This window comes from Erwinia sp. AC075 (assembly GCF_979253995.1).
Window position 1 is genome coordinate 4445526 of the sequence record NZ_CEEDEU010000001.1, and the last position, 19567, is coordinate 4465092.

General features: G+C 56.7%; 14 protein-coding genes. 5 read left to right on the forward strand and 9 right to left on the reverse strand.

Features of this window, described 5'->3' with window-relative positions; genetic code table 11:
* Window positions 1-36 precede the first annotated feature (36 nt).
* A complete protein-coding gene (locus AC0IXH_RS20880; RefSeq protein ID WP_471720921.1) occupies window positions 37-2427 on the forward strand; it encodes a beta-N-acetylhexosaminidase in 2391 nt (796 codons plus the stop codon).
* Window positions 2428-2467: 40 nt separating this feature from the next.
* On the opposite strand, the gene ridA is transcribed toward AC0IXH_RS20880, so the two are convergent.
* The 4 genes from ridA to argF all read right to left on the reverse strand — a co-directional run bounded on the left by ridA (window position 2468) and on the right by argF (window position 5636).
* Window positions 2468-2854: a 2-iminobutanoate/2-iminopropanoate deaminase gene (ridA, locus tag AC0IXH_RS20885; protein WP_013203991.1), complete on the reverse strand. Its 387-nt coding sequence runs from the start codon at window positions 2852-2854 to the stop codon at window positions 2468-2470.
* A gap of 103 nt (window positions 2855-2957) precedes the next feature.
* Window positions 2958-3422, reverse strand: coding sequence for an aspartate carbamoyltransferase regulatory subunit (gene pyrI / locus AC0IXH_RS20890; protein ID WP_013203990.1), 465 nt, complete (start codon window positions 3420-3422; stop codon window positions 2958-2960).
* Window positions 3423-3433: 11 nt separating this feature from the next.
* A complete protein-coding gene (gene pyrB / locus AC0IXH_RS20895; RefSeq protein WP_013203989.1) occupies window positions 3434-4369 on the reverse strand; it encodes an aspartate carbamoyltransferase in 936 nt (311 codons plus the stop codon).
* A 256-nt stretch (window positions 4370-4625) separates the two neighbouring features.
* Window positions 4626-5636, reverse strand: coding sequence for an ornithine carbamoyltransferase (gene argF / locus AC0IXH_RS20900; RefSeq protein ID WP_106381990.1), 1011 nt, complete (start codon window positions 5634-5636; stop codon window positions 4626-4628).
* A 159-nt stretch (window positions 5637-5795) separates the two neighbouring features.
* Between argF and rraB the strand changes: the two genes are divergently transcribed.
* Complete coding sequence (gene rraB / locus AC0IXH_RS20905; protein ID WP_013203986.1) at window positions 5796-6215, forward strand: ribonuclease E inhibitor RraB; 420 nt, start codon at window positions 5796-5798, stop codon at window positions 6213-6215.
* A gap of 127 nt (window positions 6216-6342) precedes the next feature.
* The gene (miaE, locus tag AC0IXH_RS20910; RefSeq protein WP_013203985.1) at window positions 6343-7107 is read left to right on the forward strand and encodes a tRNA isopentenyl-2-thiomethyl-A-37 hydroxylase MiaE; all 765 of its coding nucleotides are present in this window, start codon (window positions 6343-6345) and stop codon (window positions 7105-7107) included.
* A gap of 61 nt (window positions 7108-7168) precedes the next feature.
* Here miaE and AC0IXH_RS20915 read toward each other — a convergent pair whose 3' ends face one another.
* From AC0IXH_RS20915 to pepA, 4 genes are all read right to left on the reverse strand, one after another.
* The gene (locus AC0IXH_RS20915) at window positions 7169-7672 is read right to left on the reverse strand and encodes a GNAT family N-acetyltransferase (protein WP_013203984.1); all 504 of its coding nucleotides are present in this window, start codon (window positions 7670-7672) and stop codon (window positions 7169-7171) included.
* Window positions 7673-7756: 84 nt separating this feature from the next.
* Window positions 7757-10612, reverse strand: a complete 2856-nt coding sequence (locus AC0IXH_RS20920; protein ID WP_471720922.1) for a valine--tRNA ligase — start codon at window positions 10610-10612, stop codon at window positions 7757-7759.
* Between the two features lie 5 nt (window positions 10613-10617).
* Window positions 10618-11076, reverse strand: a complete 459-nt coding sequence (locus AC0IXH_RS20925; protein WP_471720923.1) for a DNA polymerase III subunit chi — start codon at window positions 11074-11076, stop codon at window positions 10618-10620.
* A gap of 6 nt (window positions 11077-11082) precedes the next feature.
* Window positions 11083-12594, reverse strand: coding sequence for a leucyl aminopeptidase (gene pepA, locus AC0IXH_RS20930; RefSeq protein ID WP_013203981.1), 1512 nt, complete (start codon window positions 12592-12594; stop codon window positions 11083-11085).
* Between the two features lie 290 nt (window positions 12595-12884).
* Between pepA and lptF the strand changes: the two genes are divergently transcribed.
* Together lptF and lptG are read left to right on the forward strand one after the other, a co-directional pair.
* Window positions 12885-13985: an LPS export ABC transporter permease LptF gene (gene lptF, locus AC0IXH_RS20935; protein WP_013203980.1), complete on the forward strand. Its 1101-nt coding sequence runs from the start codon at window positions 12885-12887 to the stop codon at window positions 13983-13985.
* Window positions 13985-15061, forward strand: coding sequence for an LPS export ABC transporter permease LptG (gene lptG / locus AC0IXH_RS20940; RefSeq protein WP_013203979.1), 1077 nt, complete (start codon window positions 13985-13987; stop codon window positions 15059-15061). The genes lptF and lptG overlap by 1 nt, the downstream gene beginning before the upstream one ends.
* Before the next feature lie 80 nt (window positions 15062-15141).
* Here lptG and AC0IXH_RS20945 read toward each other — a convergent pair whose 3' ends face one another.
* Window positions 15142-19320, reverse strand: coding sequence for a S6 family peptidase (locus tag AC0IXH_RS20945; protein WP_471720924.1), 4179 nt, complete (start codon window positions 19318-19320; stop codon window positions 15142-15144).
* Window positions 19321-19567 lie beyond the last annotated feature (247 nt).

The window sequence follows — 19567 nt, forward strand, 5'->3', positions numbered from 1 at the left end:
CCTTTTTTGGCCCGTCATACTTATGGAGACCTTTTGATGCCTCAGTTTTTGCGTTTGTCGTTACTTGCCAGCGCCATGTTTGTCTCACTCTATGCTCAGGCAACCCCCGCTGGCAACCTGCCGTTGATGCCCTGGCCACAACAGGTTGAGCAGCCCGCCAGCGGCGGCAGTTTGCGGCTGGATAACCGGCTTTCCATCCGCATTGAGGGCGACGATCTGCCGGGATCGGTAGATCGCTGGCGTCAGCGTATTGGCCTGCAAACTGGCTGGCAGATGATGCCGCAAATCGGCGAGGTGGCGCAGCCGACCATCCGCATTATCATCGCCAAACGCGTCGATCCGATCCCGCAGCCGGACAGCGATGAAAGCTACAGCCTGCAGGTCAGCGGTGATGGCGTGGTGCTGAATGCCGCCACGCGTTTTGGCGCGATGCGTGGCATGGAAACCGTGCTGCAGCTGGTGCAGAACACCCGGCAGGCCAGCGAGATCCCGTATGTCACTATCCACGACAGCCCGCGCTTTCCCTGGCGTGGCATCCTGATCGATTCCGCCCGTCATTTTATGCCGCTCGACACACTCCGCCGCCAGATTGATGGCATTGCCTCGGCCAGAATGAACGTCTTCCACTGGCACCTGACCGACGATCAGGGCTGGCGATTCGCCTCCAGTCATTATCCACAGCTGCAGGAAAAGGGCAGTGACGGCCTGTTCTACACCCAGGATCAGATGAGATCGATCGTGCAGTACGCAGCGGATCGTGGCGTACGCGTGGTGCCGGAGATCGATCTTCCGGGTCATGCGACGGCGCTGGCAGTAGCGATGCCCGAATTGATCAGCGCGCCGGGGCCGTATCAGATCGAACGTGGCTGGGGCGTGTTTAAACCGCTGCTCGATCCCAGCAACGAGCAGGTTTATCGGTTTATCGACATCCTGGTCGGGGAAGTGGCGGCGGTGTTCCCCGATCCGTGGCTGCATATTGGTGGCGACGAAGTGGATGCCACGCAGTGGAAGGAATCCAAACCTGTTCAGGACTTTATGCGGGAAAAAGGGCTGAAGGATGAGCATGCGCTGCAGGCGTATTTCAACCAGCGGGTGGAGAAGATCCTTGAGCAGCATCATCGCCAGATGATGGGCTGGGATGAGATCGCCCATCCGGATCTGCCAAAAAGCATTCTGATCCAATCCTGGCAGGGGCAGGATGCGTTGGGCGAGGTCAGCAAGCAGGATTATCACGGCATTCTCTCCGCCGGTTTCTATCTGGATCAGGCGCAGCCGGCCTCTTATCACTACCGCAACGAAGTCTATCCCGTGGGTCTGGACGGGCACGATCGGCTGCAGCAGGGCGATACCGCTCAGAGCTGGCAGTTCAGCATGCCAAGGCTGAAAGGCAGCGCGGTGAAGGGCAGCTTTACGCTTATTGAGCATGGCGGCGAATGGCGCGGCTTTATCGATTTTGCCGGGAAATCGCGGCGGATGGTACGCGACGTCGAGTGGCTGTCACCGCAGCAGGTGACTTTCAGCGTGGATACCTGGATGGGTGATTTCCGGCCGGTGGTCTCACTGGATGGCGACAGGCTCAGCGGCTATATGCGGGTGGGCAACGCCCGCTATCCTGCTCAGGGCACTAAGCTGAATGCGGTGCCGACCGGCATCCAGCCTGCGGTACCCAGTGAGCAGCAGATGAAAGATAACCTGCTGGGCGGCGAAGCGGCGCTGTGGGCAGAAATCGTTAATCCGCAGGTGATTGATGTTCGCCTGTGGCCGCGCGCCTATGTCGTCGCGGAGCGTCTGTGGTCGGCGAAGGATGTGACCAATGAGCAGAACATGTATCGGCGGCTGGCGGCGGTGGATAGCTGGTCAGCCGTCTCGGTGGGCTTGCAACAGCATGCCCAGACGCAGACCCAGATGATCCGGCTGGCGAACAGCAGTAATACCGTGCCGCTGCAAATCTTCGCGGAAGCGCTGGAGCCGGCCCAGTATTACACCCGTCAGCACCTGAAATTCCAGGCCGGGCATTATGACCTGAACGAACCGCTAAACCGGCTTGCCGATGTGTTACCCGCAGAGAGCGATAAGGTGCGCGAGCTGAATCAGCAGGTCGGGGCATTGATTGCCAACAGGAGCGACCGCCAGGCGCTGCAGGCTATACGTCATCAGCTGCGCCTGTGGCAGCAAAACGTGCCGGAGGTGATGCCGCTGCTGGCGCAAAATTATGCGCTACAGCCGCTTCAGCCGGTGGCGCAGCAGCTGGAAGCGATAAGCCGCATCGGCCTGTCATTGCTGGATGCCATTGAGGATAACCGGGCGTTCGGGTCGGATGAAGTGGCAAAAATGCAGGCGACGCTGGATAAAGCGGCGGCCACCCAGGATGAAGTGGTGCTGGCGCTGGTCTATCCGATTGAGCGGTTATTGCGGGCGGAACGGTAGGACGAAAACCCTCTCCCGCGGCGGGGAGAGGGTGAACCGGTTAGCGACGAACGGCGATCGCTTCGATTTCGATTTTCACATCTTTTGGCAGACGGGCCACTTCCACGCAAGAACGCGCCGGGAAGCTGGCCTGATGCTCGGTGAAAAACGCTTCATAAGCGGCATTCACCGTCGCGAAGTCATTCAGATCCTTAACGAACACCGTGGTTTTAACGATGTCACCGACTTTCAGACCGGCGGCTTCGACGATCGCCTTCACGTTTTCCAGCGACTGGCGTGCCTGAGCGGTCACGTCGTCGGCCACGGTGCCGGTTTTAGGATCGACCGGGATCTGGCCAGAAGTGATGATCATGCTACCCAGATCGACGCCCTGCACGTAAGGACCGATAGCGGCGGGTGCGTTTTCAGTGCTGATTTCGCGAGACATACTTTCTCCCTGATAATGAGATGCTGCGTTAGCGGAGCAACGGCGGTCGCTCCGGCCGGGTTTGGCGTTCACCCGCGGCCCATTATAGGCCGCTGGATGCTGATTACCAGTTTGCCAGCACCACGTGGTGGGCGAACGACTTCTCGCAATATTTGCAGGTTAAGCGCACGTCATCCTGACGTTTTTTCACCGCGAAGCTGGAGGTGACCGGCTCGCTGCGGCTGATACAGTTGCTATTCGGGCAGGTCAGCACGTGCTCGATACGATCCGGCAGCGCCGGGGCAATTTTGCCGACCACTTCATAATTATCGATGCGGTTAACCGTAGCGTGCGGGGCATAGACCGCCAGCTGGTTGATCTGATCGTCGGTCAGGAAGGTGTTCTCAATCTTGATCAAATCTTTGCGGCCCATCTCGCCAGACGGCAGGTTCAGACCGATGGTAATGCGCTGATCGGTTTCGGTCAGGCGGAACAGCGACAGCAGCTTAAAGCCAATCTGTGCCGGAATGTGGTCGATTACCGTGCCGCGTTTTATCGCTTCGACCTGCAGTTTATTATCGTGCGTCATCTCAATTCCCCTTACAGAGCCAGTTCGCTACTCAGCACCAGCGCCAGAAGCGCCTGGCGTGCATAGATGCCATTTCCCGCCTGCTGGAAGTACCAGGCATACGGCGTTTTGTCGACATCGGTGGTGATCTCGTCGATGCGCGGCAGCGGGTGCAGCACTTTCATATTGTCGCGGGCACCGGCGAGGTCAGCCGCACGCAGTACAAACTGCGCTTTGACGTTGGCGTATTCGGACGGGTCCAGGCGCTCTTTCTGCACGCGGGTCATATACAGAATGTCGACCTGCGGCACCACTTCTTCAATGCTGTCGTGGCGGCTCCAGACAATGCCTTTTTCGTCCAGCACATCGGTGATGTAAGCCGGCATCGCCAGCGCATCCGGGGCGATAAAGTAGAAACGGTTGCCGTCGAACTTCGCCAGCGCCTGTGCCAGTGAGTGCACGGTACGGCCATATTTCAGGTCGCCGACCATTGCCACCTTAAGGTTGTTCAGACGGCCCTGGGTTTCCTGAATGGTGAACAGGTCCAGCAGGGTCTGCGTCGGGTGCTGATTCGCGCCGTCACCGGCATTCAGGATCGGCACCCCGTTGGAGAATTCCGTTGCCAGGCGCGCGGCACCTTCCTGCGGATGGCGCATCACAATCGCATCGACGTAGGTACCTATTACCGAGATGGTGTCGGCGAGGGTTTCGCCTTTCTTGCCCAGTGAGGTGTTGCTGCCATCGGCGAAGCCGACCACCGATGCGCCCAGGCGGTGCATGGCGGTCTCGAAGGAGAGGCGCGTACGGGTGGAGGCTTCAAAGAAGCAGCTCGCTACCACGATATGCTTCAGCAGTTCCGGCTGCGGCGTGGCCTTCAGGCTGGCGGCGGTGTGCAGCACCAGCTCCAGCTCTTCACGATTGAGGTCGTTAATTGAAATGATATGCTTGTGAAACAACGGGTTTGCCATTATCTCTCTCCTTTACGCGTGCCGGTTAGCTGAAAAACGGGCAAAAAAAAGCCCCTCAATGAGGGGCTTCTTTTTATGATCGGTGGTGCCATGGAAGGAAAAACGGCGCTGCCAGCCTGGGTTCAGGCTTGTCAGTCCAGCAATGTTAACGCGACTCAGTTTCATGCTTCCTCCCGGCAAACGGGGGGCATTATACGCAATCGGCACGCTGCGGCAAGCAAAAACCGCAGCGCCGAAACCGTTTGCCCCTGGCAACTTAATGCAGTTTTGCCAGCGTCGCGACCATCACCGCCTTAATGGTGTGCAGACGGTTTTCCGCCTGATCGAACACCACGCTGTGCGCGGATTCAAACACGTCGTTGGTCACTTCCATGCCGCCCTGCAGATTGTATTGCTCGGCCATCTGCTGGCCCAGCGTGGTCTGGTCGTCGTGGAAAGCCGGCAGGCAGTGCAGGAACTTCACTTTTGGGTTGCCGGTCAGCGCCAGCATCTCATTGTTGACCTGGTATTTGCGCAGCAGCGCGATACGTTCCTGCCACACTTCTTTCGGTTCGCCCATCGACACCCAGACATCAGTGTAGATGAAATCTGCGCCGTTCACGCCTTCCGCAATATCTTCGGTCAGGGTGATTTTGCCGCCGGTTTTCTCTGCGGCCTTACGGCACTCGGCGACCAGCGCCTCATCCGGCCAGCAGCCTTTGGGTGCCACCAGACGCAAATCCAGCCCGACCAGCGCGGCGGCTTCCATCAGGGTATTGCCCATATTGTTATGCGCGTCGCCGACGTAGGCGAGGGCCATCTGGCTGAAGGCTTTCTCCGGCAGGTGCTCTTCCATGGTCAGCAGGTCTGCCAGCAGCTGGGTCGGGTGGAACTCGTTGGTCAGGCCGTTCCACACCGGCACGCCGGCATGCTCCGCCAGCGACTCAACCAGCGCCTGGCCGTGACCGCGATACTGAATACCGTCATACATCCGGCCCAGCACGCGCGCCGTGTCTTTCATCGATTCTTTATGGCCGATCTGGCTGCCACTCGGGCCGAGGTAGGTGACGTTTGCGCCCTGATCGTAAGCGGCAACTTCGAAAGAGCATCGTGTACGGGTCGAGTCTTTTTCGAAGATGAGCGCAATATTTTTGCCTTTCAGGTGCTGAATTTCCTCGCCATTTTTCTTATCGGTTTTCAGCGTGGACGCCAGCGCCAGTAATCCGGTCAGTTCAGCGGGGGTAAAATCCAGCAGCCTGAGAAAATGGCGTTTATATAAATGACTCATAAAGCACTCCAGGTGACAATTATTGAATTAAAATTCAATTTAACCGTATGAATATGCATTTTCAACCCCGGCGTGCAGAAACTTTTGTTTAAAGGTAGTGGCGGGAACGGCACTGTGGGAAAATACTCATTATAGATGCCACACACAGAGGAACGGATCATGGCAAATGAAGCCTTGCTGGAAGAGCAGCGTGAAGAAACGCGGCTGATTATTGAAGAGCTGTTAGACGATGGCAGCGACCCGGACGCGCTTTACACCATCGAACACCACCTCTCTTGCGACAGTTTTGACGCGCTGGAAAAAGCGGCGGTTGAAGCCTTTAAGCTGGGTTACGAAGTGACCGAGCCAGAAGAGCTGGAACTGGAAGATGGCAGCAAAGTGATGTGCTGCGATATTTTGAGCGAAGGCGCGCTGAATGCCGAACTGATTGATACGCAGGTTGAACAGCTGGTCGATCTGGCGGCGAAGTTCAACGTTGATTACGATGGCTGGGGCACCTACTTCGAAGATCCTGATGCGCAGGACGAAGATGAAGAAGGCGACGAAGCCGATGAAGAAGATGACGGCATCCGTCACTGATTCAGCTTAAGCGTTATCAGGCCCGGACATTGCTCCGGGCCTGTTTATTTCTGACCGGGCAGAATTGCGCTGCCATCGACTTTTATGAGGGGAACGCCGGTTCACCTTCACCACTTTTCGGACCCGCATGAACACTGAACACCTGCTTGCTCCCATTCACGCTTTTTTGCATTGCCGCACGCCGCAGGCATGGATTGAGCAGGCCCGTAAGCCGGAGAACCTGCCGCTGCTGCTCACCGACCATCTGGTGTGCGAACTGAAAGCGGCGCAGACCGCCATGTGGCTGATCCGCCGATATGTCGCGGACAAAGAGAGCGGCGATGCGCTGCTGGCCTGGCTGAAGCCGTGGGAGCAGTTTGTGCATTGTGAGAACGCTGACCTGGCGTTTCTCGAGCAGCATAAAACCTTATCGAAGACGGTGATCAGCCGCGTCGACGCGAAATATGGCGATGTGCTGGTGGATAAGATGGTGCTGCTGATCAAAGAGGAGCTGCACCACTTTTATCAGGTGCTGGAGATCATGCAGGCGCGCAATATTCCCTATGTGAAAATCACCGCCAGCCGCTATGCCAAAGGCCTGCTGCGGGAAATCACCAATCATGAACCGCAGACGCTGGTGGATAAGCTGATTTGTGGTGCCTACATTGAAGCGCGTTCCTGCGAACGGTTCGCCAGCCTGGCGCCGCATCTGGATGACGAGCTGGCGTCGTTTTACGTGTCGTTATTGCGCTCAGAAGCCCGGCACTATCAGGATTATCTGGCGCTGGCAGCCGAGATATCGAAAACCGATATCAGTGCGCGCGTGCAGATCATTGGCGAGACGGAAGCGAAATTGATCCAGGAACCGGACAGCCAGCTGCGATTCCACAGTGGATTGCCGGATTTCGGCTAGCCGAAGAGAAGGTTGAGCCAGGAAGGGATCGGGACGGAAGGGGAGTTCCGTCCGGTTCAAATCACAGCGTTTTCAGCATGGTGACTTCGCAGTCAACGTGGCCGGTGCAGCCCATCGGGCCTGGGATATGTTCAAAGCCCAGATGCTCATACAGACGCACGGCACGCGTCAGTGAAGCGGTGGTTTCAAGGTAGCAACGTTTGAAGCCGCGCTCGCGCGCAAAGTCCATCGCCTGCATCGCCAGCTCGCGTGCCAGCCCCAAACCGCGCACCGCAGGCATAAAGTACATCTTCTGCAGTTCGCAAACCCCTTCCTCGCTGCACTGCAGCGGCGCTACGCCACCGCCGCCAACAATCTTACCTTCCAGCTCAATTACCCAGTAGGCGCTGTCAGGCTCGCTGTAGAGCTCAAAAAGATGGTCGAGGTTCGGGTCCGCCACGGTGAAGCCTTTATCGGCCGTCAGGCCAAACTCGGCGGAGACATCGCGGATGACCTGCGCAATCTGCGGGTTATCGTCCAGCGTGATGGGACGCACGTGTAAATTGAGCTGCGTTGCAGTTGTCATAAGACTCACTCGTTTAACCATGCCAAAAAAGCCGGGCAAGCCCGGCTCTGATCGGTGGGCAACGGGCTGGACGCCCGTTGCACTTTACAGTGCGGCAATTACCGCCTGCTGTTCAATCAGTTTCGCTTTAGCCTGTTCAAAGTCGGCAATGCGCTCACGCTCTTTCGCCACAACGGCTTCAGGGGCGCGGGACACAAAACCTTCGTTCGACAGTTTGCTCTCAATCTTACCGATTTCCACGTCCAGCTTGGTGACTTCCTTCGCCAGACGCTCCAGCTCAGCGGTCTTGTCGACCAGGTCAGCCATGGGGATCAGCAGCTCGGCACCGTCGATGATCTTGGTGACCGACACCGACCCTTTGTCATCGGCGGCCAGACAGGTGATGCTGTCCAGACGTGCCAGCGTTTTCAGGAAGCTGTGGTTGTCGGTAACGCGCTGCACCACAGCCGGGCTTGCGCCACGCAGCAGTACATCGAGCTTTTTAGAAGGAGACAGGTTCATTTCCGCCCGAATATTACGGATGGCAACGATAGCCTGCTTCAGCCACTCGGTGTCGTTCAGTGCGGCTTCATCAACCTTCGCGGTATCGAAAGCGGGCATCGGCTGCAACATGATGGTGTCGTCGCTGATGTTTTTCAGCACTTTCACGCGCTGCCAGATGGTTTCAGTGATAAACGGAATGATTGGGTGCGCCAGGCGCAGCAAGGCTTCCAGCACGTTCACCAGCGTATTACGCGTACCGCGCAACTGGGCTTCCGTTCCGCCGGTCATTACCGGTTTCGCCAGCTCCAGGTACCAGTCACAGAACTGGTTCCAGGTGAATTCATACAGAATGTTGGCGGCGATATCGAAGCGATAGTTATCCAGCGCGTCGCGGTAGGCTTTCACCGTCTGGTTGAATTCAGCGATGATCCAGCGATCGGCCAGAGACAGCTCCATTTCGCCACCGTTGAAGCCACAATCCTGGTCTTCGGTGTTCATCAGCACAAAGCGGCTGGCGTTCCACAGCTTGTTACAGAAGTTGCGGTAGCCTTCCAGGCGCTTCATATCCCAGTTGATGTCACGGCCGGTTGAGGCCAGCGCCGCCAGGGTGAAACGCAGGGCATCGGTGCCGTGAGGCTCAATGCCGTTCGGGAACTGCTTCTCGGTGCGCTTGCGGATTTTCTCGGCCAGCTGCGGCTGCATCATGTTGCCGGTACGTTTCTCCAGCAGGTCTTCCAGCGAAATGCCGTCAACCATATCCAGCGGATCGATGACGTTGCCTTTCGACTTGGACATCTTCTGGCCTTCGTCGTCACGGATCAGGCCGGTCATATAGACCGTCTTGAACGGAACCTGCGGCTTGCCGTCTTCATCTTTGACGAAGTGCATGGTCAGCATGATCATGCGGGCGATCCAGAAGAAGATGATGTCGAAGCCGCTGACCAGCACGCTGGTCGGGTGGAAGGTGCGCAGCGCTTCGGTGTTCTCAGGCCAGCCAAGGGTGGAGAAGGTCCACAGGCCGGAAGAGAACCAGGTGTCCAGCACGTCTTCATCCTGGTTCAGCGCCACTTCGGCACCCAGGCTGTTTTCGCTACGCACTTCTTCTTCGGTGCGACCGACGTAGACGTTGCCTTCCGCATCATACCAGGCCGGGATACGGTGACCCCACCACAGCTGACGGGAAATACACCAGTCCTGAATATCGCGCATCCACGAGAAGTACATGTTTTCGTACTGCTTAGGCACGAACTGGATATCGCCTTGCTCAACCGCTTCAACCGCGACTTTCGCCAGCGGTGCAGTACGCACGTACCACTGATCGGTCAGCATCGGTTCGATAACTACGCCGCCACGGTCGCCGTAAGGCACGGTCAGATCGTGAGGCTTCACCTCTTCCAGCAGGCCCAGCGCGTCGACCGCAGCAACGATCGCTTTACGCGCCGCGAAACGTTCCAGGTTCTGGAATTCTGCCGGGATAGCCGCGCTGTAAACGTCAGATTCTTCGCCGTTGCAGTCATACACCTGCGCCAGCTCACGGATATCGCCATCAAAGGTCAGGATGTTGATCATCGGCAACTGGTGACGACGGCCAACTTCATAGTCATTGAAGTCGTGCGCCGGGGTGATTTTCACGCAGCCGGTGCCTTTTTCCATGTCCGCGTGCTCATCGCCAACGATGGGGATGCGACGATTTACAAACGGCAGCACGATAAATTTGCCGATCAGATCTTTGTAGCGCGGATCTTCCGGGTTAACGGCAACGCCGGTGTCGCCCAGTACCGTCTCAGGACGGGTGGTGGCGACCACCAGGTAATCTTTGCCATCGGCGGTTTTCGCGCCGTCGGCCAGCGGATAGCGGATATGCCACATTGAGCCTTTCGACTCGCGGTTTTCCACTTCCAGGTCAGAGATAGCGGTGCGCAGTTTTGGATCCCAGTTGACCAGGCGCTTGCCACGGTAAATCAGGTTCTCTTTGTACAGGCGCACAAACACTTCTTTTACCGCGTCAGACAGGCCATCGTCCATGGTGAAGCGCTCACGCTCCCAGTCCACAGAGTTACCCAGGCGGCGCATCTGGCGGGTGATGGTGCCGCCTGATTCTGCTTTCCATTCCCAGATTTTTTCGATGAACGCATCGCGACCGTAGTCTTTGCGCGTTTTGCCTTCTTCAGCGGCGATTTTGCGCTCGACAACCATCTGTGTGGCGATACCGGCATGGTCTGTACCTGCCTGCCACAGGGTATTTTTACCCTGCATGCGTTGGTAGCGGATCATGGTATCCATGATGGTTTGCTGGAACGCGTGACCCATATGCAAGCTACCGGTGACGTTCGGCGGCGGGATCATGATGCAGAAGCTCTCCTGACGGGTATCGCCATGAGGTTTAAAGTAGCCCTGCTGTTCCCAGTGCTCGTAAAGCGGCTGTTCGATATCTTGCGGGTTATATGTCTTTTCCATTTCTACTATGTCGTTGGCGGCACGGGCGGCGTTGCCGTATTCAAGTGGAATCCAACGCTGCGATACGCTTTATAGCGGTCGCGCGCCAGCTGTTTCAAAGATTCTTCATAAGGGACGAAGTCTACCACTTCATGGAAAGCGGTGGCAAAATCTGCAAAGTGCGGCAGCAGGCTGATCAGCAGGTCGCGCGGAGAATTTCCCCGACGTTGCGGCCAGGCGAGTTCAACCGGTGCACCGAATTTTGGCCCTTCGCCCGCCAGATTGTGCGGCACAAAGGCGCTGGCCGGACGTTGCCATAAGGCTTCGTCCAGCCGGATGGCCTGCGCTTCATCCTCGCAGGCAATCAACACGCGTTTTCCCTCGCGCCAGCGCGCTTCTGCTATATCGCAGACCAGCGCCTCAAGGGCGCTGATCCCGTCAACCGGGGTGTCGGTTTCCAGCAGATAGAAGGTTGCGTTTTTCATCAGATTTTAATCGTCGCCGTTCAGGCCTGCGCGGTTAAGCAGGAACTGAGAGAGCAGGGCAACCGGACGTCCGGTCGCGCCTTTGGCTTTACCGGAGCGCCATGCGGTGCCGGCGATGTCCAGGTGCGCCCAGTTGTATTTACGGGCAAAGCGCGCCAGGAAGCAGGCTGCGGTAATCGCGCCGCCAGGACGGCCACCAATGTTTGCCATATCGGCAAAGTTGGAGTCCAGCTGCTCCTGATATTCGTCGGCCATCGGCAGACGCCACGCGCGGTCACCCGCCTGTTCGGACGCGCCGATCAGCTCGTGCGCCAGCGGATTGTGGTTCGACAGCAGACCGCTGACGTGGTGGCCCAGCGCAATCACGCAGGCACCGGTCAGGGTGGCGATATCAATTACCACGTCCGGATCGAAACGTTCGACGTAGGTCAGCGCATCGCACAAGACCAGACGGCCTTCGGCATCGGTGTTCAGCACTTCAACGGTCTGACCGGACATGGTGGTCAGCACGTCGCCAGGACGGTAAGCCCGGCCACCCGGCATGTTTTCACAGCCGGCCAGCACGCCGACCACGTTCAGCGGCAGATTCAGCTCGGCCACCATCCGCATCACGCCGTACACCGACGCCGCGCCGCACATGTCGTACTTCATCTCATCCATGGCTTCGCCAGGCTTGAGCGAGATACCGCCGGAGTCAAAGGTCACGCCTTTACCGACCAGCACGATAGGCTTGCTGTCCGGATCCGGGTTGCCTTTGTACTCAATGACCGACATCAGCGATTCATTTTGCGAACCCTGGCCCACGGCCAGATAGGCGTTCATGCCCAGCTCTTTCATCTGCTGCTCGCCAATCACGCGCGTAGTGATGTTTTTGCTGTAGGCATCCGCCAGCTGACGCGCCTGGGAGGCCAGGTAAGCCGCATTACAGATGTTCGGTGGCATATTGCCGAGGTCTTTTGCCGCTTTCACGCCAGCCGCGACGGCCAGACCGTGCTGAATGGCGCGTTCGCCGCTGGTCAGTTCACGGCGCGTCGGCACGTTGAACACCATTTTCCGCAGCGGGCGACGCGGTTCGGTTTTGTTGCTTTTCAGCTGATCGAAGCTGTAAAGCGTCTCTTTCGAGGTTTCAATCGCCTGACGCACTTTCCAGTAGGTATTGCGGCCCTTAACGTGCAGCTCGGTCAGGAAGCACACCGCTTCCATTGAGCCGGTATCGTTCAGGGTATTGATTGTTTTCTGAATAACCTGCTTGTACTGACGTTCATCGAGCTCGCGCTCTTTGCCGCAGCCAATCAGTAAAATGCGCTCAGAGAGAATATTCGGCACATGATGCAGCAACAAAGTCTGACCGACTTTGCCTTCCAGTTCGCCACGGCGGAGCAGAGCACTGATGTAGCCATCACTGATTTTATCCAGCTGTTCAGCAATCGGTGACAACCTGCGCGGTTCAAACACGCCAACCACGATACAGGCACTGCGTTGTTTTTCCGGGCTACCGCTTTTTACACTGAACTCCATGCACTCTCCTGAATCTTAAAGACAACGGCGCTTGCTGCGGCTAGAATGTAGCGCTTTCGTCAAGCTCGGTGCCAGGCATTACGCCGTTAAAGTAACGGGCGTCAGATTTAGTTTTGGTGATGATTAGTCCCAATTATTTTGGGTTACATCATTTTTTTGCATCACCAGAACGCGATTGTTGTCATACTAGTTTAGCTATGACGGAGGCCATTGATGAGAAAAAATGGCGTATAAGCGATGAAACTAGCGATTTTCCTGCAAAAAGACAAGTTTTCACAGGCGTACTCAGCGTGATCATCATTAGATATCTGGTAAGGGAAACACTCAAAAGCCAGCTGGCTATCCTCTTCATCCTGCTACTGATCTTCTTTTGTCAGAAGTTAGTCAGGATTTTAGGTGCAGCGGTGGACGGTGAGATCCCAACAAATTTAGTCCTGACATTATTAGGCCTTGGCGTGCCCGAAATGGCGCAGCTTATCCTGCCACTGAGCCTGTTTTTAGCCATTTTGATGACGCTTGGCCGGTTATACACCGAAAGCGAAATCACGGTGATGCACGCCTGCGGCTTGAGTAAAGCCGTACTGGTGAAGGCAGCGATGGTGCTGATGCTGTTCACCGCCATTGTTGCGGCGGTCAACGTTGCCTGGCTCGGGCCCTGGTCTTCGCGCTATCAAAGCGAAGTGACACAAAATGCTAAAGCTAACCCTGGCGCTGCTGCGCTGGCGGCGGGCCAGTTCCAGCAGTCCGGAGATGGTCAGTCGGTGATGTTCATTGAGAACGTCAAGGGCAACAACTTTGGCAACGTGTTCCTGGCGCAGTTGCGGCCGAAAGGCAACGCGCGTCCGTCGGTGGTGCTGGCGGATAAAGGCCATATGACCCAGGGGCCGGACGGTTCTCAGATTGTGACCCTTGATAAGGGCACGCGCTTTGAGGGCACGGCGATGCTGCGCGACTTCCGCATTACGGATTTCGAGAACTATCAGGCGATCGTGGGGCACCAGGACGTGGTGCTGGATCCGAACGATGCCGAGCAGATGGATTTCAAAACCCTTGCACAGTCCGACAAGCCGGAGTTCAGAAGCGAGTTCCACTGGCGCCTGACGCTGGTGTTCTCGGTGCTGGTGATGGCGCTGATGGTGGTGCCGCTCAGCGTGGTCAACCCACGTCAGGGCCGCGTGCTGTCGATGCTGCCTGCCATGCTGCTGTACCTAATCTTCTTCCTGCTGCAGAGCTCCCTGCGCTCCAGCGGACAAAAGGCCCGCCTCGATCCGGCCTTGTGGATGTGGGTGGTGAACCTGTCTTATCTGGGGCTGGCCGTGTTGCTTAACGTGTGGGATACGGTGCCGATGCGGCGTTTCCGTGCCCGCTTTAGCAAGGGAGGAGCCTACTGATGTTTGGCGTACTCGACAGATATATCGGTAAAACCATCTTCAACACCATCATGGCAACGCTGTTTATGCTGGTGTCGCTGTCCGGCATCATCAAGTTTGTCGACCAGCTGCGCAAAACGGGCCAGGGCGAATACACCGCGCTGGGTGCCGGTTTGTACACCGTGCTGAGCGTGCCGAAAGATATCGAAATCTTCTTCCCGATGGCGGCGCTGTTAGGCGCGTTGTTGGGACTGGGCACGCTGGCGCAGCGCAGTGAGCTGGTGGTGATGCAGGCGTCGGGCTTCACCCGTATGCAGATTGCCGCCTCGGTAATGAAAACCGCCATTCCGCTGGTGCTGTTGACCATGGCCATCGGCGAATTTGTTGCGCCGCAGGGCGAGCAGATGGCGCGTAACTACCGTGCTCAACAGCTGGTGGGCGGCTCGCTGCTGTCGACGCAAAATGGTCTGTGGGCGAAAGATGGCGATAACTTTATCTTTATCGAACAGATCAAAGATAACAGCGAACTCAGCGGCATCAGCATCTACAGCTTCAACAAAGAGCGTCGTCTGGAGACCGTGCGTTATGCGGCGTCGGCCAAGTACAACGTGGATAAAAAACGCTGGGATCTGGCGGAAGTGGATCAGTCGAATCTGACCGATCCAAAACAGGTGACCGGTAGCCAGACGCTGAGCGGCGAATGGAAAACCACCTTAACGCCAGACAAGCTGGGCGTGGTGGCGCTGGATCCGGATGCGCTGTCGATCAGCGGCCTCTACAATTACGTGAAGTACCTGAAGCAGAGTGGCCAGGTGTCCAGCCGTTATCAGCTGAATATGTGGAGTAAAATCTTCCAGCCGTTGTCGGTGGCGGTGATGATGCTGATGGCGCTGTCGTTTATCTTTGGTCCGCTGCGCAGCGTATCGATGGGGATGCGCGTGGTCACCGGGATCAGCTTTGGCTTTATCTTCTACGTGCTTGACCAGATTTTCGGTCCGCTAAGCCTGGTTTACAACATTCCGCCGATTATGGGCGCCCTGTTGCCAAGCGGTGCGTTCTTCGCGATCAGCGTCTATATGTTGCTGAAGCGGCGATAACCGCAGCCCGGTTGTTAAAAGCTGACCTGACAGCAAAAAGACCCCGCCAACTGGCGGGGTCTTTGTTTTTACAGAAGCGATCAGAAGTGGTAATTGATGCCTGCGATGCCGCTGTAGTCGGTGCGGAAGGTGCCACCCATGCTGCTTCTGGCTTTCCCTTCCAGCGACCAGTTATCGGCAATCTTGCCTTCGGCACCCATATGCACACGGTAGCGGTTATCCGATAACGCGCCGAATTTGCGTTGCTGCTGGCTGTCTGACAGCGTCAGGCTGGAACCGGCTTTGCCCGGCGAATACTGATATTCAACCCCCGCCGTTAACATCACATCCGGATTCGTCTTCCACAGGCCACGCTTCTTCACTTCCAGCCCGGCGGTAGCGATATAAGGCGTGCTGGCGCTGAGGCTAACCTGCGCACTGTCGCTCTTCAGGCTGAAGCCAGACAGGCTGCCGCCACTCAGGCCTACGTACGGCGAGATAAACAGCGAGCCGCGATCGGCAGTGAACTGATAGCCGCTTTTAACGCTGCCGGCCAGGATATGGCTTCTCGCTTTACCGTGGTGAATATCCAGCACCGGATCGAAGGTCAGATCCTGGCTGAGGTGCATATAGCGCACCGCGGCATCAACAAACCAGCCAGCCGGAGACGACCAGGAGTAGTCAGCGCCCACGCTCGCCATACGGTGAGTTTCCTGCCCGTTACCCTTGGTGGTGCCCTGGGTGTAGCCGGCATTAAAGCCGAACATCGTCTGCCCCTGCACGCTGTCCCAGCCGAGGTTCAGAGACTGCTGATTCACCGTGAATCCTTCGAAGCTGCCCTTGTTCTGCTCTATCGACACCCATTCACCGCTTTTTTGCGGCGCATTGCGCAGCAGCGAGGCGCGTCCATGCAGCTGGCTTATTGCTTCGCTGTAGACATACTGGCGGGAAGCCAGCAACGCACGGGTATCCCGGATCAACGGCTTGTTATCCTCGACGGTAAACCAGCTGGCAGGCTTATCGGGAGTCGGGTCGGCAGGTGCTTCGGGTTCAGCCGCTTCTTCTGGGGTTTCTGCATCAGCGGATGCTTCAGTTTCGGCTGGGGTTTCTGAATCAGCAGACGCTTCAGGTTCGGCTGGGGTTTCAGGAACCACTGGCGCTTCAGGTTCTGCCGGTGTTTCGGCTTCTGCTGGTGCGTCAGGTTCAACCGAGGTTTCAGGTTCTGAAGGTGTTACGGGGTCCGCAGATGCTTCAGGTTCTGAAGGTGTTGCGGGATTCACTGGTGCTTCGGTTTCAGATGGCGCTTCAGGAACCACTGGCGCTTCAGATTCTGCCGGTGTTTCGGCTTCTGCTGGTGCGTCAGGTTCAACCGAGGTTTCAGGTTCTGAAGGTGTTACGGGATTGACTGGCGTTTCAGGTTCAACCGGCGTTTCAGGTTCAGCAGGTGTTACCGGAACCACTGGTGTTTCAGGTTCAACCGGAGTTACCGGAACCACTGGCGCTTCAGATTCTGCCGGTGTTTCGGCTTCTGCTGATGCGTCAGGTTCAACCGGAGCTACCGGAACCACAGGCACTTCAGGTTCAACCGGTGTTTCAACCTCATCAACCACTTCCGGCTCTGCCACGGCGTTATGCGCCAGCATCCATTGCACGCGGTTATCTTTGTCGACCACCTGATAGTCCGGTGTATACAGGCTGAAGCCGCGGGCAACTGAGGGAACGGTAAAGTAATCATGCGCCGTGCCGGCTGGGGCATCCAGCAACACAATGTCATTCAACAACCTCACCGGTTCTGCCGAATCGGCCAGCACGATGATATCCAGAATGTTATTACTGCCCGTTGCGGCATCCTCAATGGTCACTTTGTCGCCCTGCTCGGTGGCAGGCGAAGCCGCGAGGCTAATCGTCAGACCGTTGGCATCCAGCGATGCCAGATTAAAGAGGGTTGGCGACCAGGCCACGCCATCCGCAGCCAGCAGCGAAATAGTTGAACCGGAGGCGGCTTTCAAAGACCCAATGCGGCTGTTGCCGCTCAACTGCCAGAACGCGCCGCTGTCCATAGTCATATTGCTGCTGGTGGCCGCCGCAATCGTTCCCTGATAGTTCACTTTACCGAGCGTCAGCAGGCTGTTTTCGCCCAGCGTGATATCGCCAGTGACGGTGCTGGCAGCCAGCGCAGCCAGTTCAGTCGCGCTGCGCAGTGGCTGGCTGCAGGTGGAGATGTCGGCATTGATCACCGCATAACAGCGCCAGACACGGTCCGCCTCAGATGAGCTGGCGTTATAGCCCAGCATTACTTTAGATGAGTCGTCCGCAGCGATATTCGCCTCAACCTGGGCATACTCGCCGACCTGCAACGTGCTGTCTTTGCTAACGGAAATAAGGTCGGCGCTGAAGCGGGAGGTTGTCCAGTCGTCATTAACCACCAGGCCGGCCGCATGAGGAACCGGCTGGCCCGAGAGCAGGACGGTACCCTGCGAGACGTTCAGATTTCCCTTCAGATCCATGCCGCCAGTGAACGCGGTTACGGCAGAGGAGCCGGGTACACTGACATTGACGTTCAACTCGCCTTGCTGGTCGCCACCGCCACCCAGAAAGCCGCGAAAAACCATCTGGTTCATCTGTAACAGCCGGCTTTCGATCAGGGCGTCGCCATCGGTACCTAAATAGATCCAGGTATCGGTGCTGGTTTTATCGGTCGGGAAATACCAGTAGGACGTCTTGTTAAGCTGGAAATATTCGGTGTCTTTGGTGTAAGGGTTGTTGTAAACATAGAGCGACCCGATGGTTCCGGTGTGATTGCTTCCGTTGAACCGGTAAAAAGGCACGTCATCACGGCTGTAACCGGTCAGAGTGATCGAGGCCGGGCTGGCGGAATGATGGTTCACCACCGTGGCACCGCTGTCGGTATGATTGATGTTTTTGAACGTCAGGCTGTTGCCGTTAAGGTCGAGCGTGCCGCCGCGATAACCGAAGAAGATATTATCTGCCGCCACCTGATCGGCATCCTTCAGAATCACCGTCGGGCGTCCGCTGACGAGGGTCACCGAGGAGAACGCCTGCTTGTTGCCCTCTGCGTCCGCCTGTTGATCGAGCACCACCGTACCGTCGCCGGTATTCAGGCTGCCGCCATTGCTCCCGCTGGCATTGACGTACAGCGTACCTGCACCAATTTTATGCAGGGCATCACCGGCCAGCCCGTTAACCTGCCAGCGCACGGTTTTACCGGTATCAACCTCAACACCGCCGCCAACCCAACTGCTGTTTGCGCCATCGGCCGATTTAACGAAGTAGTCACTGGAAAATTGCAGCTTTCCTGCGCCGAGGTTGACCGCCTGATCCAGCACCAGCGTGCCGCCGTCACCGTTAAAGCGCAGATCTTTGGACGCATCCAGCTCCTCGTTTGTGGCGTTGGCGGGTAACGCGGCGTCGACACCATGCCATGACCAGCTGTTGCTTCCCTGGGTGATGCTGTCTGAGCCCCAGTGCAGCGTGCCATCTGCACTGCTGTCGGTAACATCCGCATCGGTATTGTTGGCGATGATTTGTTGAACAAACGCATCCTGGATATAGATTGAATTGGTGTTCAGGCCGTAGGGATAGCGGCCTGATATCGTTGCGGTGACGGCGGCGAGTTTCCAGATTTTCTCAACGTTGTCATAAACCAGCACCGGACTGCCGCTGTCGCCAGTCTGCGCACCAATATCCAGCGGCGTGACGCGGGCATCCGTCGGCGCATAGGTGGTCCAGGAGAGAGAATCGCTGGAGAAGCTGGGATTAAGAATCGTGCCGCCGGTGCGGTAAGTGTACGCATCGGCCAACTTAACGACGGTTTGAGTGTCGGCATCGACCTGTTTCTGGACGCCGGTACCGACACGGACGTACCAGGTGTAGCGGCTGGTATCTGTTAATTCTGTGCCGGTGACATAGGGAATTGTCGCGGTATCCGTCACCACTTTGTTTAAGCGTGGGACATGAAAATCCAGCGAGCTCATTTCATTACGGTTAATTAATTTATAGCTGGCGCCGTATTTGGCACCATTACCAAAACTTACCGTTTTATAGCCACCGTTATGTTGTACGCCGGCCACATAGGAAGGGGAAATTAATGTCGCGTAACCCTGGGAAGCGGAGACCCCAAAATCTGGCATAGGGAAATTCAACGTCCCCGCAAGCAGGCCATCGGTGGTGTAGACATTAACGTCGGTATTGCCCACAGCATACTTGCCGAGGTTTTCGCCAAAATCACGATAGTCTTGGAGATCAACATCCTGTCTCATGATGCCTGCATAAGACGTTACGCACGCGAACAGTGTGCAGTAACACGCAGCGGTCCTTTTTCTCACGATAATATTCCTTCGCATTTATTTTATTTTGCATTGCGCATTAGCAATGAGTTATCTCGCCTTATTTTTTAAACAATTTACGAACACATTAATCGGGTATTAAAAATGATAATAATTGGATTGTAAACGCACTAATGAATAATGATTGATCTGCGATAGTATTCAACCGTCTGAATACCCG